The 14,817-nt window shown below is 69.0% G+C and carries 16 protein-coding genes; 7 read left to right on the top strand and 9 right to left on the bottom strand.

The genetic code is table 11. The features are described from left to right. Nucleotides 1–3 precede the first annotated feature (3 nt). From nudB to clsB, 3 genes are all read left to right on the top strand, one after another. Entirely contained in the window at nucleotides 4–459 is a 456-nt protein-coding gene (gene nudB / locus VFR90_RS09010; RefSeq protein ID WP_326405780.1) for a dihydroneopterin triphosphate diphosphatase, read from the top strand. Then, complete coding sequence (locus VFR90_RS09005) at nucleotides 456–1,271, top strand: endonuclease/exonuclease/phosphatase family protein (RefSeq protein WP_326405779.1); 816 nt, start codon at nucleotides 456–458, stop codon at nucleotides 1,269–1,271. Before nudB ends, VFR90_RS09005 begins: the two co-directional genes overlap by 4 nt. A 136-nt stretch (nucleotides 1,272–1,407) precedes the next feature. Next, the gene (gene clsB / locus VFR90_RS09000; protein ID WP_326405778.1) at nucleotides 1,408–2,724 is read left to right on the top strand and encodes a cardiolipin synthase ClsB; all 1,317 of its coding nucleotides are present in this window, start codon (nucleotides 1,408–1,410) and stop codon (nucleotides 2,722–2,724) included. Here the strand turns inward: clsB and VFR90_RS08995 are convergent. The 3 genes from VFR90_RS08995 to VFR90_RS08985 all read right to left on the bottom strand — a co-directional run bounded on the left by VFR90_RS08995 (nucleotide 2,718) and on the right by VFR90_RS08985 (nucleotide 6,194). Beyond that, nucleotides 2,718–4,295, bottom strand: a complete 1,578-nt coding sequence (locus VFR90_RS08995; protein WP_326405777.1) for a hypothetical protein — start codon at nucleotides 4,293–4,295, stop codon at nucleotides 2,718–2,720. The genes clsB and VFR90_RS08995 overlap by 7 nt on opposite strands. Nucleotides 4,296–4,366: 71 nt before the next feature. After that, entirely contained in the window at nucleotides 4,367–5,815 is a 1,449-nt protein-coding gene (locus VFR90_RS08990) for a UbiA family prenyltransferase (protein ID WP_326405776.1), read from the bottom strand. A 1-nt stretch (nucleotide 5,816) separates the two neighbouring features. Next, nucleotides 5,817–6,194, bottom strand: coding sequence for a DMT family transporter (locus tag VFR90_RS08985; RefSeq protein ID WP_326405775.1), 378 nt, complete (start codon nucleotides 6,192–6,194; stop codon nucleotides 5,817–5,819). A 135-nt stretch (nucleotides 6,195–6,329) separates the two neighbouring features. Between VFR90_RS08985 and VFR90_RS08980 the strand changes: the two genes are divergently transcribed. Beyond that, nucleotides 6,330–7,376 (top strand): ligase-associated DNA damage response exonuclease, encoded by a 1,047-nt coding sequence (locus VFR90_RS08980; RefSeq protein ID WP_326405774.1) that lies wholly within the window; start codon nucleotides 6,330–6,332, stop codon nucleotides 7,374–7,376. A 133-nt stretch (nucleotides 7,377–7,509) separates the two neighbouring features. Here VFR90_RS08980 and VFR90_RS08975 read toward each other — a convergent pair whose 3' ends face one another. Continuing rightward, nucleotides 7,510–8,562, bottom strand: a complete 1,053-nt coding sequence (locus tag VFR90_RS08975; RefSeq protein WP_326405773.1) for a glycosyltransferase family 61 protein — start codon at nucleotides 8,560–8,562, stop codon at nucleotides 7,510–7,512. A 146-nt stretch (nucleotides 8,563–8,708) separates the two neighbouring features. On the opposite strand from VFR90_RS08975, the gene VFR90_RS08970 reads away from it, so the two are divergent. Genes VFR90_RS08970 through VFR90_RS08960 form a run of 3 tightly spaced genes read left to right on the top strand, consistent with a single transcriptional unit; the run spans nucleotide 8,709 to nucleotide 11,647 of the window. Beyond that, complete coding sequence (locus VFR90_RS08970; RefSeq protein ID WP_326405772.1) at nucleotides 8,709–10,460, top strand: ATP-dependent DNA ligase; 1,752 nt, start codon at nucleotides 8,709–8,711, stop codon at nucleotides 10,458–10,460. An 11-nt stretch (nucleotides 10,461–10,471) separates the two neighbouring features. Then, a complete protein-coding gene (gene folE, locus VFR90_RS08965; RefSeq protein WP_326405771.1) occupies nucleotides 10,472–11,215 on the top strand; it encodes a GTP cyclohydrolase I in 744 nt (247 codons plus the stop codon). 3 nt (nucleotides 11,216–11,218) lie between these two features. Further along, on the top strand, nucleotides 11,219–11,647 hold the full coding sequence (locus tag VFR90_RS08960) for a BLUF domain-containing protein (RefSeq protein ID WP_326405770.1): 429 nt from the start codon (nucleotides 11,219–11,221) through the stop codon (nucleotides 11,645–11,647). 22 nt (nucleotides 11,648–11,669) lie between these two features. Here VFR90_RS08960 and VFR90_RS08955 read toward each other — a convergent pair whose 3' ends face one another. The 5 genes from VFR90_RS08955 to VFR90_RS08930 form a co-directional block, all read right to left on the bottom strand. Further along, nucleotides 11,670–11,852 (bottom strand): hypothetical protein, encoded by a 183-nt coding sequence (locus tag VFR90_RS08955; RefSeq protein ID WP_326405769.1) that lies wholly within the window; start codon nucleotides 11,850–11,852, stop codon nucleotides 11,670–11,672. Between the two features lie 310 nt (nucleotides 11,853–12,162). Next, a complete protein-coding gene (locus tag VFR90_RS08945) occupies nucleotides 12,163–12,492 on the bottom strand; it encodes a hypothetical protein (protein WP_326405768.1) in 330 nt (109 codons plus the stop codon). Nucleotides 12,493–12,644: 152 nt separating this feature from the next. Next, entirely contained in the window at nucleotides 12,645–13,028 is a 384-nt protein-coding gene (locus tag VFR90_RS08940; RefSeq protein ID WP_326405767.1) for a hypothetical protein, read from the bottom strand. 129 nt (nucleotides 13,029–13,157) lie between these two features. Further along, a complete protein-coding gene (locus tag VFR90_RS08935) occupies nucleotides 13,158–13,496 on the bottom strand; it encodes a cupin domain-containing protein (protein ID WP_326405766.1) in 339 nt (112 codons plus the stop codon). 799 nt (nucleotides 13,497–14,295) lie between these two features. Further along, complete coding sequence (locus tag VFR90_RS08930; RefSeq protein WP_524538612.1) at nucleotides 14,296–14,670, bottom strand: hypothetical protein; 375 nt, start codon at nucleotides 14,668–14,670, stop codon at nucleotides 14,296–14,298. Nucleotides 14,671–14,817 lie beyond the last annotated feature (147 nt).

Below are 14,817 nucleotides of genomic sequence, written 5' to 3'. Positions count from 1 at the left end.
GCCGTGCGCCCGCCGAAGATCCCCGAATCCGTCCTCGTCGTCATCCACACGCCGGCGCTCGACGTCCTGCTGCTCGAGCGCGCCGACCGCCCCGGCTTCTGGCAGAGCGTCACCGGCTCGAAGGACGCGCCCGACGAGCCGCTGACCGAGACCTGCCGGCGCGAGGTCTTTGAGGAAACCGGCATCGTGTTTGCCGAGCCGCAGCTGGTGAACTGGGACCTGGCGAACGTCTACGAGATCTATCCGGTGTGGCGCCACCGTTACGCTCCCGGCGTGACGCACAACACCGAGCACGTCTTTGGCCTGGCCGTCGCGCCCGGCACGCCGGTGGTGCTGGCGCCGCGCGAGCATCTGCGCTACGAGTGGCTGCCATGGCGCGAGGCCGCCGACCGCTGCTTCTCGCCGAGCAATGCCGAGGCCATCCTGCAGTTGCCGCAGCGGCTCGCGGCCGGCGCATGAACCCGCTGCGGTCTTCGGCGGTGCCGCCGACCGAAGGCGACAGCCATCGGCTGCGCGTCGCCACCTACAACATCCACAAGGGCGTGCGCGGCGTCGGCCCCGGCAAGCGGCTCGAGATCCACAACCTCGGCCTCGCGATCGAGGCGCTCGATGCCGATCTCGTCTGCCTGCAGGAGGTGCGCCACTTCCACCACGGCGAGGCGCGCCGCTTCCAGCGCACCTCGTTCGGCTGGCCTGCGCAAGGGCAGGCGGACTTTCTCGCGCCCGACGGCTACGAGGTCGCCTACCGCACCAACGCGAAGACGCGCGACGGCGAGCACGGCAACGCGCTGCTGTCGCGCTGGCCGCTTGGCGAGGTGCGCCACCACGACGTCTCCGACCACCGCTTCGAACAACGCGGCCTGCTGCACGTGCCGGTGCAGTGGCAGGGCGAGACGGTCGACGTGGTGGTGATCCACTTCGGCCTGAGCCACACCAGCCGCGTGCGCCAGGTCGAACGCCTGGGCGACTACCTCGAACGCACGGGCCGGCGCGACATGCCGGTGCTGGTCGCCGGCGACTTCAACGACTGGGGCGAGCGGCTCGACGCTCCCCTGCGCCGGCACGGCCTTGAACGCGCGGAAGCGCCCGCGCGCGAGCCGGCCGCGCGCAGCCGCTCGATGACCTTCCCCTCGCTCGCCCCGGTGTTCGCGCTCGACCGCATCTACACCCGCGGCCTGCGCTGCACCTCGACCTTCGTGCCGCGCGGCAGCAACTGGGCGCGGATGTCGGACCACCTGCCGCTGGTCGCGGAGTTCGAGCGGGCGACATGACCCACCGCCGTTGCAGCTTCGCCGCTCCCGCCCGAGGGGGCGCCGCTGGCGGCCCGGCCAAGCCGGATCCGCGGCGGCTGCTGGTGCCACCCCCTCCGCTCTACGCGGCGCCGGTAGGTCCTGGCGGGCCCTTGATGTGAGCGACCCGCCGCGTGCCGACGTGGACGGCAACCGAGCGCGAGCCGTTGCACGGTCGCCATTCGCCTGGTACGGCGAACGCGAGGCGACCTGGTCGGGCGGCAATGCCATCCGGCTGCTGCGCGGCGGCGACACGCTGTTCCCGGCGATGTGCGCGGCCATCGCCGCGGCGCGACGCGACGTCTGGCTCGCCACCTACATCTACGACGAGGACGCCAGCGGCGAGGCGGTGTCGCGCGCGTTGCTCGCCGCCGCGGCGCGCGGCGTGCGCGTGCGCGTCGTCGTCGACGGCTTCGGCTGCCTGCACTCGCAGGCCGCTTTGCGCGCGCGCTTCGAGCCGGCCGGCGTCGGCTTCGCGGTGTTCCGGCCGATGCACGGCTGGTGGTCGTGGCTGCAGCCGAGCCACTTGCGCCGGCTGCACCAGAAGCTGTGCGCGATCGACGGCGAGCACGGCTTCGTCGGCGGCATCAACCTGATCGACGACCGGCACGACCTGCACCACGGCTGGGGCGATGCGCCGCGGCTGGACTACGCGGTCGAGCTGCGCGGCCCGGTCGTCGCGCCGGTGCTGCACACGCTGCGGGCGGTGTGGACGCGCGCCGCCTGGGGGCGCGACTGGCGCGACCGCGTGCGTGCGGTGGCCAAGAGCGGCCGGCCGGTGCAGCGCGCGCGCGGCCTGCTGCAGCGCATCGGCATCGGCTCCGCGCCGGCCAACGGTGCGAGCGGCGACGCGCTGGCGCCGGCGCGGCTCGCCTTCCTGGTGCGCGACAACCTGCGTCAGCGCCGCGCGATCGAGCACAGCTACGTCGCCGCGATCCGCCAGGCGCGCGAGCGCATCGACATCGTCTCGGCCTACTTCTACCCGGGCCGCGCCTTCCTGCGCGCACTGCGTGCCGCGGCCAGGCGCGGCGTGCAGGTGCGCCTGCTGCTGCAGGGCAAGCCGGACTACCGCGTCGCGCAGCTCGCCGCGCAAGCGCTGTACGACGAGCTGCTGGCGCGCGGCGTGCGCGTCTTCGAGTACATGCCCGCCTTCCTGCACGCGAAGGTGGCGCGGGTCGACGACCGCTGGGCGACGGTGGGCAGCTCGAACATCGATCCGCTGTCGCTGCTGCTGAACCTGGAGGCCAATGTCGTCGTCGACGATCCGGGCTTCGTCGCCCAGCTCGCCGCCGAACTCGAACGCGACTTCGCGGCCGCCCGCGAGATCACCGCGCCGCTGCCGCTGGCCGGATGGCGCCGCTGGCTGCGGCGCGGCTTCGTCGCCTCGATCGCGCGGCTCTACCTGCGCGCGGCGGGTGCCACCGGCCGCTACTGAGCGGCGACGACGGCGCACACCGGCGCGCGGGCCAGTTCGGCCTGCTTGCGCCGGCCATAGTCGGTCGCGCTCTCTTCGCCGCGGGCGTAGATGTCCGACAGGTCGATCAGCGTCGACGCGGCGCCGGCGACCGGCGCTTGCGGGCCATGCAGGGTGAGCCGGCGCGGCGCGCCGGCCGTCCCGAACACGAAGCTGGCGCTGTGCTCGTGCCGCCAGTCGGCCAGCCGCCAGCCCGGCTGGCCGAGCTCGACGAGGATCGGCGCCCAGAACCAGACTCGTGGCGGCATGGCCAGCACAAGCTCGCGCGGGCAGGGGTTGGCCGCGTCGGCGTGGAGCCGCTCGCGCACCGCGCGCCCGAGGTCGCGCATCAGTCGCATGTTCTCGTGGGCCGTCTGCGAGTCGGCGAACTCGCGCGCGGTGCGCGCGAAGAAGCCGACGTAGCGGATGCCGTCGTGGGTGTCGATCTCGAAGGGGGCGGTGAACCAGGCGGCGACCGGCGTGCGCTTCACGTCGCGCGGATGGGACAGGCCGCCCACGCACAGCAGCACCACCAGCGTCCACCCCAGGCCCAGTCGCAAGGCCGAGGGCGCGCCCGGCGAAGGGGCGGCGCGCCCACCCGGCAGCTGTCGGCCCCAGCCGCGAAATCCCAGCAGCAGCAGGCTCACCAGCACCGGGATCAGGTACTTGCCGGAGTAGAGGTTCAGCGCCGGCACCAGCATCGGCAGCATCGACAGCCACAGCAGCAGCCAGCGCGGTGTGGCGAGCGCGCGCAGGCGCCGCCAGCCGTGACCCGGCAGCACCAGCAGCACGGCCAGCAGCCCGGTGCCGGCGGTGGCGACGAGCACCAGGAAGCTTTTGTAGGCGGTCCAGCCGGGGAAGGTTTCGCCGCCGTAGCGCGTGACGACGTCGAAGATCAGCTGCGGCCATTCGGGCCGCAGCAGCGCGAAGCCGCCGAAGGCGAGCGCCAGCATGGCGGCGAACGCGGCGATCGCTGCGCCGCGCTGCGGGCCTTGACCGAGCAGCAACAGCAGCAGCGCGCCGGCGGTCGCGTAGTCGAGCCGCATCAGGCTGGCCACCGCGAGGCTGGCGCCGACCAGGGCGCCGCGGGCGGCCGCTGACGCGGCCGAGCCCGGCGCCGCAAGCCCGCTGCGCAACGCTGCCCAGAGCGCCACCACGAAGAACGGCAGCCCGAGCGCCGTCGTGTTGAAGTACAGCGCGGTGATCCAGAGCTCCTGGCAGGCGACCGCGACGATCAGCGCGGCCTGGCCGGCACGCCCCCAGGGCCGCCCGGGTGCGGCGCGCCGGTAGAGATCGACCGCCGCGATGACGATCAGCGCGAAGCCCGCGCCGCCCAGCAGGGCGCCGAAGGCGAGCGCGCCCTGCGCGGTGAGGCCGGCGCGCATCGCCGCGAAGAACAGGTCGTAGGCCAGCGGCTGCCAGCCGTAGCGGTAGACCGAGGCTGTGGACAGGACGTCCAGGTGCTGCATGCCGAACAGCACGTTGAGGTCGTCGCCCTCGATCGCCCAGCGGCTGGCGAAGCGCCAGGCGGCGAACAGCGCGAGCGCGAGCACCGCGGCTTCAAAGAGCGGCAGGTGCGGCGATCTCCGGTCGGGCCCGCCCGAGACGGCGGGCCCCGGCGCGTTCACCACGTGCGGCCGGCCACCGCCGCGAGCGCGGCCACCACGGCGATCACCAGCCAGCTCTGCCAGTCCCGCGCGGCGAACACCACCGGGTCGTCGTGCATCTCGCCCCGGTGCGTCTTCATCCACACCCGCGACATCCAGTAGAGCGCCAGCGGCACGCCCAGCCACAGCACGTTCCGGTTCGGGTACTGCCCGACGATGTCGGGGCTGTGGATGTACAGCGCGAGCACCAGGATGGCGAGGTTGCCGCAGCCGACGCCCAGGCTCAGAAGCACCGGCATGTCGGTGACCCGGTAGCCGCGACCCGGCAGGGAGTCGTTCTCGGCCTTCAGCGCGACCAGCAGCTCCGCGTAGCGCTTGACGATCGCGAGGCTGAAGAACAGGAACACCGAGAACGCCAGCAGCCAGAACGACGGCAGGATGCCGGTGGCGGCCGAGCCCGCGATCAGCCGGCTCGTGTACAGCAGCGCGAGCACGACGACATCCACCACCACGCGGTTCTTCAGCGAGAAGGTGTAGGCGCTGGTCAGCAGGAAGTACAGCGCGAGCGTCAGCGAGAAGGCCGCCGGCAGCAGGCTGCATACGAGACCCGCCGCCAGCAGCAGCAGCGGCGCGAGCGCGATGCCGTGCGCGACCGGCAGCGCGCCGCTCGCGAACGGCCGCCGCCGCTTGCGCACGTGCTGGCGATCGGAAGCCAGGTCGAACAGGTCGTTGACCACATAGACCGCCGAAGCGCACAGCCCGAACGCCAGGAAGGCCAGCGCCGAAGCGAGCAGCGCCGCCTGGTCGCCCACCCGGTGCGCGGCCAGCAGCGGCACGAACACGAGCAGGTTCTTCAGCCACTGGTGCGCGCGGATCGCCTTCACGTAGAGCGCGAGCGTCGGCCGCGCGCGCGTCAGCGTCTCGAGCACCGGCGCCTGGCGCGCGGCCGCCTTCACGATCGAGCGCGAAGCGCCGACGACGATCGCGCCGGCCGACTGGCGCCACACCGGGAGGTCCGCGGTGTCGTTGCCGGCGTACTCGAAGCCGCGCACGCCGTACAGCGCCGTGAGGCGCTCGGCCTTGCGTTCGCCGGAGAGGTTGACGCCGTTTTGCGTCGCCTCGATGCGGTCGAACAGGCCCAGCTGGGCCTGCACGGACTGCGCCTGCGACAGCGTCGAGGCGGTCGCGAGCACCGTCTCGCGACCGGCGGCGCGCGCGGCGCGGATGCGCTCGAGCACCCGCTCGTCGTAGGGAAGCGTGGCGGCATCGAGGGTCACGCGCGCGGCGATCTGCTCCTTCAGGTGCGCCTTGCCGCGCAGCAGCCATACGGGCAGCAGCGCGAGCAGCCACGGTTGCGTCTTGAGCAGCAGCAGGACCGACTCGTGCAGCAGGTCGGTCTTGATCAGCGTGCCGTCGCAATCGACGCACAGCGGCAACGCGACCGAGGGCTGGGGCAGTGCCGACATCTCAGCCTCCTTGCGCGATCAGCGCGACGCCGGCCACCACCAGCAGCGTGCCGACGAGCTTGGCGGGCGACAGGCTTTCGTGCAGCAGCGCCCAGCCGAGCAGCATCGTCATGACGAAACCGAGGCCGACGAAGGGGTAGGCCGTCGAGACCGGCGTGCGGCTCAACACCGCGAGCCAGACGACGGTGCTCGCGAAGTAGAGCGCCAAGCCGCCGAGCACCCACGGGCTGAAGGCCGCGTTCAACACACCGTGCATCAGGGCGTTGACCGATTCGGAGGCGGTGGCCTTGCGATGGCCCATCCCCGTTTTCAGCAGCACCTGGGCGCCTGAAGACATGGCCACGCTGACAAGGATCAGCCCAAGCGTCGTTCGATTCATCGTCCCTCCAACGACGAATTATCTCGACCGCCATGCGCGCGCCGGAGGGCGCGCGCCGCTGCAGGCGTGTCAAATTGGCGCTTCGCTCCTCGCGTTGCGGCGGCCTTGCGCGGCCCGAGCCATCCACGCCTACTCATGCACGCCGACCTCATCGTCGAACGCCCCGAGGGCCTGTACTGCCCGCCGGGCGACTTCCACATCGACCCGTGGCGGCCGGTCGATCGCGCGGTGATCACGCATGCGCATGCCGACCACGCACGCATCGGCCACGGCCACTACCTCGCGGCCGAGCCCGGCGCCGGCGTGCTGCGCGCGCGGCTCGGGGCGATCGACCTGCAGGCGCTGCCTTACGGCGAGGCGATCGAGCACCGCGGCGTGCGCCTGAGCCTGCACCCGGCCGGCCACGTGCTGGGCTCGGCGCAGCTGCGCGTCGAGCACCGTGGGCGCGTCTGGGTCGCCTCGGGCGACTACTTCGTCGCCGGCGACGACCCGCACGACGCCAACCCGACCTGCGCGCCCTTCGAGCCGGTGCGCTGCGACTGCTTCATCACCGAATCGACCTTCGGCCTGCCGATCTACCGCTGGCGACCGCAGCGCGAGATCTTCGCGGCGATCGACGCCTGGTGGGCCGCCAACGCCGCCGCCGGCCGGCCGAGCCTGCTGATGGGCTACAGCTTCGGCAAGGCGCAGCGGATGCTGGCCGGCGTCGATGCGTCGATCGGGCCGATCCTGGTGCACGGCGCGGTCGAGCCGCTGAACCGCGCCTACCGCGAGGCCGGCGTCGCCCTGCCCGCGACCCGGCTGGTCAGCGAGGTGCAGGACAAGGCCGCGTTCGCGCGCGCCCTGATCGTCGCGCCGCCGAGCGTCGCCGGCAGCGTGTGGACGCGGCGCTTCGCGAGCGTGGGCGACGGCAGCAGCGACGCCTTCGCCAGCGGCTGGATGCAGCTGCGCGGCGCGCGCCGGCGCCGTGGCGTCGATCGCGGCTTCGTGCTCAGCGACCACGCCGACTGGCCCGGCCTGCACCGCGCGATCGAGGCGACCGGCTGCACGCGCGTGATCGTCACGCACGGCTACGAGGCGGTGATGGTCCGCCGGCTCGCCGAGCTGGGCTACGAGGCCGGCGCCTTCAAGACGGAGTACGGCGACGAGGTGCTGGACAAGGATGAGCCGACCACAGGCTAGCCGCGCCGCAACTCGCGCGATCCGATGCGAAGAACAACGCCAACCTGGCAGCCGCCGCGGATCCGGCCTCGCCAGTCCGCCAGCGGGGCCCCCTGGAGGGGGAGCGGCGAAGCCGCAACGGGGGTGGTCGACATCAATGCGCCAAGGTGGCGGCGCGGTCGAGCAGCCGCTGCAGCGCGTCGATGTCGATCGTGAAGCCGCCGCCTTCGGCCGCATGGCCGACCGCGAAGCCGTAGCGCAGGCCGAGGCAGTCGCAGCGGTCCTTGTAGACGTTGCCGAAGCGGTTGGGCGGCTGCAACGCGATCATCGTGCCGCCGTCGGCCATGTTGAGCAGGCCGTGCGCGTTCTGGCTGCCTTCGACGCTGACGACCACGCGCGCGCCGGCGCAGGCTTCTATCAGCTCCGCCGTCGTTTGCTGGCCCGGGCGGGCGATGCGGAAGCCGCGTGCCACCAGCGCGTCGGCGACCGCTTCCTCGTTCAGCAGCTGCCGGCGCTCGCCGGTCAGCCCGCGCACCAGCATCACGCCGGCGTGCGCCTCGGGCCGGCGCCAGCCGTGCAGGCGCGCGCGCATTTCCTGCCAGCGCCGGCGCTTGTCCATGTTCTGGCCGCGATCGTCGACGACGATCAGCTCGCGAAAACGCACCGGGCCGAGCGCCTCGACCTCCAGCCCCAGCCGGCTGCCGTAGCCGACCTGATGCTCGGTGAGCGGCTGCTTCCAGGTGACCGGCTCGCCGACGTCGCGGGCGACCATGCGCATCGGCAGGTCGTCGCCGACCCAGTGGCCGAAGTAGCGGAAGCCGAAGTGCGTCGAGGCGAGCACCGCGCTCTCGCGCTCCTCCTCGGGCTCGCTCGCGGCCCAGGGCACCGGGCCGTCGGAGAGCATGAAGGTCATGCCGGGGCGGAACAGATGGCCGTTCATCAGCGCCACGTCGCGCAGCAGGTGGGCGCGGCAGGCACCGTGTTCGAGGCGGCCGCCTTCCATGCGCTCGCGCTCCAGCTCGGGCGAGGAGTAGGGCACGTAGCCGACCACGCGCGCAAGGTCGGCCGGGTCGTAGAGGCAGGGCGGCTCGTGGCGCACGCAGCTCGGCGCGAGCGTCCAGCTGCGCTCGCTGAGTTCGTTGTAGGTCTTGCGCCAGCCGAGGCGGCCGGCAAATCGGTTGAAGGTCGGCAGCGCGGCGGTCAACATGGGTGGTCCTGGCGACGAAAGTACGGCAAGGCTTCCCGTCGGGCGGCAAGACGAACCGAAACAATGGAGGGGCGGGCAACGGTGGCAAGCGGAATGCCCAGGTGGGCCTCCCGTCCGATCGATGAGCTGTTGCCGAGACTGACCGATTGATCTCATTTGCCCGGCTATACGCCGAACTCGACGCCAGCACCTCCACGCTCGCGAAGGTCGCTGCGCTGCGCGGCTATTTCGAGCGCGCCGCGCCGCGCGACGCCGCCTGGGCCGCCTACTTCCTCGCCGGCGGCAAGCCGCGGCAGACGGCGCCCAGCGCCTTGCTGCGCCAGCTCGCCTGCGAACAGGCCGGCATCGCCGACTGGCTGTTCGACGAGTGCTACCAGGCCGTCGGCGATCTCGCCGAGACCGTCGCGCTGGTGCTGCCGCCGCCCACCGCGCGCAGCAGCCTGGGCCTGGCCGACTGGATCGAGCAGCGCCTGCTGCCGCTGCGTGAGGCAAGCCCGGCCGAGCAGGCGGCGCGGCTCACCGCGTGGTGGAGCGAGCTCGACGCCAACGAGCGCTTCCTGCTGGTGAAGCTGATCGGCGGCGGCTTTCGCGTCGGCGTCAGCAAGCTGCTGGTGCAGCGTGCGCTGGCCGAGGTGGCAGGGCTCGACGCGAAGCTCGTCGCGCAAAGGATGATGGGCTACACCGATGCGAAGCGCGCCCCCGACGAACGGCGCTTCGCCGCGCTGATCGCGCCCGCGGAAGCCGGCGCGGCGCGTGCGGCCGGCGAGCCGTACCCGTTCTTCCTCGCGCACCAGGTCGAAGGCGGCGTCGACGAGTTCGAGCCGCGGCTCGGTCCGCCTTCGCAGTGGCTCGTCGAATGGAAGTACGACGGCATCCGCGCGCAGCTGGTGCGGCGCGCCGGGCAGAGCTGGCTGTGGTCGCGCGGCGAAGAGCTGGTGACCGAGCGTTATCCGGAGGTGGCCGAGCGCGCCGCCGAGCTGCCCGACGGCACGGTGCTCGACGGCGAGCTGCTCGTATGGCTCGACGGCCGCCCGAGCCCCGAGCCGTTCGCGAAGCTGCAACAGCGCATCGGCCGCAAGCTGCTGAGCAAGAAGCTGCTGGCCGAGCTGCCGGTGCGCTTCGTCGCCTACGACTTGCTCGAGGAGGCCGGCGTCGATCTGCGCGAGCGCCCGCAGCACGAACGCCGCGCGCGGCTGGAGGCGCTGCTCGAAGGGCGGCCGTGGATCGTCTCGCCGCGTGTCACCGGCGACAGCTGGCGCGAGCTGGCCCTGCAGCGCGCCGCGTCACGAGCGCGCGCGGTCGAAGGCCTGATGCTCAAGCACCGCAACGCCGCCTACGGCGCCGGCCGCCGCAAACAGGAAGGCCTCGGCCTGGAAGGCCGCAAGGGCGACACCTGGCTCAAGTGGAAGATCGATCCGATGAGCGTCGACTGCGTGCTCGTCTACGCGCAGCGCGGCCATGGCCGCCGCGCGAGCCTCTACACCGACTACAGCTTCGCGGTATGGAACCGCACGCCGCGCGACGCGGCCGAGGCGCAGGCGGTGGCTGACGCGATCGCCGCGCGCCAGCCGGCCCAGCCGGGCGGCCTGCAGCTGGTGCCCTTCGCGAAGGCCTATTCGGGCCTGACCGACGCCGAGTTCCACGCGATCGACCGCACCATCCGCGCCCACACCGTCGAGAAGTTCGGCCCGGTGCGCAGCGTGCGGCCGACGCTGGTGTTCGAGCTCGGCTTCGAAGGCATCCAGCGCAGCCCGCGGCACAAGAGCGGCATCGCGGTGCGCTTCCCGCGCATGCTGCGCGTGCGCTCCGACAAACCTTTGCACGAGGCCGACACGCTGGCCTCGCTGGAGACGTTGCTCGGTGTCCCTGCGGATGGCGGCAACGACGCCGGGCGGTAAGCTCGCCGCCCATGAACGCCCCCGAATCCCTGCGCTCGATCGACACCGCGGCGCCCGCTGCCGACGGTGACGAAGGGGTGCCGATGTCCGTCAAGATCCGCGAGCGCATCCTCGCGCGGCGCGAGCGCTTCCATGCCAACGACAACATCGCCGAGTTCATCGAGCCCGGCGAGCTGGAGAAGCTGCTCGACGAAGTCGAGGCCAAGATGCGCGGCGTGCTCGACAGCCTGGTGATCGATACCCAGAACGACCACAACACCCGCGACACCGCGCGCCGCGTCGCGAAGATGTACCTCAACGAGGTGTTCAAGGGCCGCTACGTGCGGCAGCCGGCGGTCACGGAATTCCCGAACGTCGAGCACCTGAACGAGCTGATGATCGTCGGCCCGATCACCGTGCGCAGCGCGTGCAGCCACCACTTCTGCCCGATCATGGGCCGCGTGTGGATCGGCGTGATGCCCAACGAGCACTCCGATCTGATCGGCCTTTCCAAGTACGCGCGGCTCACCGAATGGATCATGAGCCGGCCGCAGATCCAGGAGGAGGCCGTCACGCAGGTGGCTGACCTGCTGCACGACAAGATCAACCCCGACGGCCTCGCGATCGTGATGGAGGCCGATCACTTCTGCATGCAGTGGCGCGGCGTGCGCGACCTCGACTCCAAGATGATCAACAGCGTGATGCGCGGCAGCTTCCTGAAGGACGCCAACCTGCGCCGCGAATTCCTTGCGCTCGTCAACCACCGGAAAGCCTGAGCCATGCTCGTGCGCCTGCTCTACGCCAGCCGTGCCGCCGGACCGATGTCGGTCGACCTGATCGACTCGATCATGAGCAAGAGCCGCACGAACAACCCCACGATGGGCATCACCGGGCTGCTGTGCCACGGCGGCGATGTCTTCATGCAGGTGCTCGAAGGCGGCCGCTTCGCGGTCAACGCGCTGTACGGCCGCATCCTCGCGGACGAACGCCACAGGGACGTGCAGATCCTCGACTTCCAGGAGATCAGCGAGCGCCGCTTCGCCGGCTGGACGATGGGGCAGGTGAACCTGGCCAAGGTCAACCCCTCGGTGCTGCTGAAGTACGGCGAGCGGCCGCTGCTGGAGCCGTTCAGCGTCTCGGGCGCGGCCTCGATGGCGCTGCTGGAAGAGCTGATCGCCACCGCGTCGATCATCGGCCGCGCCGGCTAGGCCCGCACCGGCGCGGGCCTGCTCAGAACACGAACAGCAGCGCCAGGCTCAGGCCGGCGTAGATCGCGATCACGGTCCAGAAGTAGCCCGGCGTTTCCGCCCTCAGCACCGCGCGGCTGCCTGCGCCGGCCTTCGCTGCGACGCGGCCCCGCCAGATCGCGTGAGCAACGTAGCAGGCCAACAGCGCGCCGAGCAGCTCGAACACCTCAGGCCTCCGCCGCGTGACAGACCACTTCGACGTTGTGTCCGTCGGGTCCGATAACGAAGGTAGTGTCGTCGTGGGCGTGGTGGCGAGGCCGCAGGCCCGGTCCGCCACCCTTCATCGCCGCCCACCTTGCAGATGCATGTTGATGATCGACAACTGTTCAGGCTAAACGGCTGGGCAGAACGGGCGGACGCGTTCACTCAGAGCTCATGCGCAAGCGGCATGCTCATTGGCGTATCGGGTTTGGCGCATCGCCCGCGAAAGCTCCGCGGCGACTGCTTCAATGCTGTCTTTTGACAGATACAAAGCATCACGCTGGTTCCCTGATTCGCAGCGATGCAAGCAGCAACAAACCCGCAATTCCTGCCATGACAGGAGTAAAAACTGCTACCCCATACCAGCCGGCCTGGAAGTACCACATGACTGCTGCCGCAAACAGCCAAATGCACCATAGAAGAAGGTTAGCCAGGACAAGGGCCATGTTCCTGCGCCAGGACGTGCACAGATAGAGGTGGCCGAACAAAAGAACAAGAAACGGGCTGGCGAGCAGGACATGTGCCGCTAAATTCTGCGGCGTGAAGGTTATACCAAAGCTGAAAAACGGGATAGAAACGGCGCCGACAACCGAGCTCGCGCTCATAACAGCAAGCGGATGGAAAGTGGCTGGGCGCATCATGAGGCCTGGTGTTTAACATGAGGGATGCCCAACCGGCGTAGCTGGTTGGGCATCCCTTCGATGGAATGGCTGGAGTTCGCCCAAGCTAAACCTGCCCGACTCAACTTCGAAGCTGGCTACCCATCGTCATCCTCATCTTCATTGTCGTACTCGTTCATCGTGTCGGCCGTGTATGTCTTGTCCTCAAACGTGACTAGCGTGCCTTCGACGAGCATCTCATAGATGCACTTTCGCAGTTCTAGCTGGTCAATCTCAGTTGTCGGCGTGTGTTCACGGAATCGAGAAACTAGCTCGTCGAATGTCAAGCGATCATCGATGAGCAGCTGGTATATCCGCAGCTTGTACTCTGTGCGCCTCTCAGACCTAGCTTTCGCATCATTTTCGACTTGCTTTAACTCATTCGCCTTACGCTGCTCCTGGGCAAGCTTCACCAGCGATATGACCAAGCCGCCCAGACTTATCGCAAGCCCTGCCAACGTAAGAACATCTTTGACCTCCACTCGCACCTCCACAACGGATAGTTGAGATATCTAACGTTTGACATGAGAGGCGGCGCAGGGGCGTAGCCCTTGTGGCGTCCTCTCGATGGAAGGGTTAGGCGTCGGCTTCTTCGAGCACACGCCGATCTCTCAACGGGACTGAACTGAAAGAACGATGGTCATGAGCGCAGAGGAGTCTTGGATGGCGGTGACTTCGTGCGGTACACCCCGAGCGAGAAACAGCATTTCTCCGGCATTTAGGAGGTGACTCTTTCCCTCTGCAGTGAAGTCAAGCTGGCCTTCTAGGCACTGCACAGTGATCTCCCCTGCAACGCTATGTTCGGGAAACGACTTGCCGGCCTGAAGCACAAGGCGAATGACTTCAAGCTGCTCAGACTTGAAGAGCGCGGTTGTCTTCTCGCTCAGCAGGCGAGAGCCAAAAGGCCGCACATCGATGACCTGACCGGAGCTTGCATGTTGAATTGCCATGGCTCCAAGTATGCGCTGCGTGGATTCTTGTCCGACGCCTAACGTTTGACATGAGCTGCATGACCCGGCTTGCCGGGGCATGTCAGCTCGATGGAAGGGTTAGGCGTCATTGTGTGCATGGCTCAGATCTGGGATTGATGCGCAAACACCGGAAACTTTGAATGAGTATGACAAGCGGCTTGCGCCAAGATTCGATGGAGAGCGAATCAACATCTTTCACGATGTTCAGGGCCGCTACTTCGACAGCTACCGCATTGGCTCATACGGGTTCCAGCTCAGGTATTCTTGCTTCTTGGCCTGCGCCTGCTCCCACGAAGAGGCCGTACATGACCAGATGAGTTTGGCGCCAGGCTGCAAGAGCCCGCGCGCGGTTGTGTTGGTTTCATCGAAGAAGCTAAGGCTGTTACTCACGGGCTCTTGCCATAGCTCATACCGAACGGATGCTTGGTGTTCCATGACGCCTAACGTTGAAGGTCAGCCGCGCCGTCAGGCATCGGCTGGAGCGCCGGGTTAGACGCGCGCGACGCCACGGAAAAAATATTTCTATTCGGGGCGGACGAGCCCACCGAGCTGGAAATGCTGCGCGACGCGGCGTGCGAATGTGGCGAGGAACCGAAGTGCAGCAACAAGCCCGACCAACGCAAATAACTCGGGCCCGAAGAACGGCCCGACCGCTGGCCGCCAACGGACGGACAGCCCGGCGCGGCGATGGCGCAAAACTTCTGGCGAGACGCGGCGGCTGAATGCGACACAGCGGTTTGCGTGGAATGAATGAATTACGCGCGACTAACGTTGGCGTTCAGCGGCCGCCGGAGGCGGTCCGCTGCAACAGCGGGTTAGATGCGCGGCCGCGGCGAAAAACTTTTCGCGCGACCCAGGGCACCGCCACAAACCACTGCACGTAACCACCGATCACCGCTGCTACCCAAAGTGGCAGCAGGTTGACGAATGGATGGTATGCAAGCCCAAGTGCTTGAGATGCTTCGGACGTAGCGACGCCGATCAGTGCGACGATAAGCAGACCTACGGGCGCTGACAAGATGATCATGAACCAGGCGAACGCGACTGGCATGTCATGAACGCCGCGCTGAACAAACCCGAACGCGAGAACGGCCACGCACAGCAGTACCCAAAGGCAGACCGCCAACTGCGCAAACCGTGACTTTGGGAGCATTGGCATCTAACGTACAAGCTCAGCGGGCGGCGAAGCCGTCCGCTGGAGCGAAAGGTTGGGCATCACGACGCCAACCATGCGACACCCGCCAAAAGTAGACATGCGGTTCCAACAAGCGAGAGAGCCAGCACGACTGGAGACCGGCGA

Source organism: Methylibium sp. (assembly GCF_035762065.1).
In the GTDB taxonomy this organism is placed as follows: Bacteria; Pseudomonadota; Gammaproteobacteria; order Burkholderiales; family Burkholderiaceae_C; genus Methylibium.
The sequence above is the reverse complement of the archived record's forward strand: the minus strand, read 5'-3'. Positions and strand labels throughout refer to the sequence as shown.

Excerpts from the sequence above, each read along its gene's own strand:
- VFR90_RS09005 (WP_326405779.1), top strand. The coding sequence starts at position 456 with ATGAACCCGCTGCGGTCTTCGGCGGTGCCGCCGACCGAAGGCGACAGC.
- VFR90_RS08985 (WP_326405775.1), bottom strand. The coding sequence starts at position 6,194 with ATGAATCGAACGACGCTTGGGCTGATCCTTGTCAGCGTGGCCATGTCT.
- VFR90_RS08975 (WP_326405773.1), bottom strand. The coding sequence starts at position 8,562 with ATGTTGACCGCCGCGCTGCCGACCTTCAACCGATTTGCCGGCCGCCTC.
- VFR90_RS08990 (WP_326405776.1), bottom strand. The coding sequence starts at position 5,815 with ATGTCGGCACTGCCCCAGCCCTCGGTCGCGTTGCCGCTGTGCGTCGAT.
- VFR90_RS08945 (WP_326405768.1), bottom strand. The coding sequence starts at position 12,492 with ATGAGCGCGAGCTCGGTTGTCGGCGCCGTTTCTATCCCGTTTTTCAGC.
- VFR90_RS08935 (WP_326405766.1), bottom strand. The coding sequence starts at position 13,496 with ATGGCAATTCAACATGCAAGCTCCGGTCAGGTCATCGATGTGCGGCCT.
- folE (WP_326405771.1), top strand. The coding sequence starts at position 10,472 with ATGAACGCCCCCGAATCCCTGCGCTCGATCGACACCGCGGCGCCCGCT.
- VFR90_RS08960 (WP_326405770.1), top strand. The coding sequence starts at position 11,219 with ATGCTCGTGCGCCTGCTCTACGCCAGCCGTGCCGCCGGACCGATGTCG.
- VFR90_RS08930 (WP_524538612.1), bottom strand. The coding sequence starts at position 14,670 with ATGCTCCCAAAGTCACGGTTTGCGCAGTTGGCGGTCTGCCTTTGGGTA.
- VFR90_RS08980 (WP_326405774.1), top strand. The coding sequence starts at position 6,330 with ATGCACGCCGACCTCATCGTCGAACGCCCCGAGGGCCTGTACTGCCCG.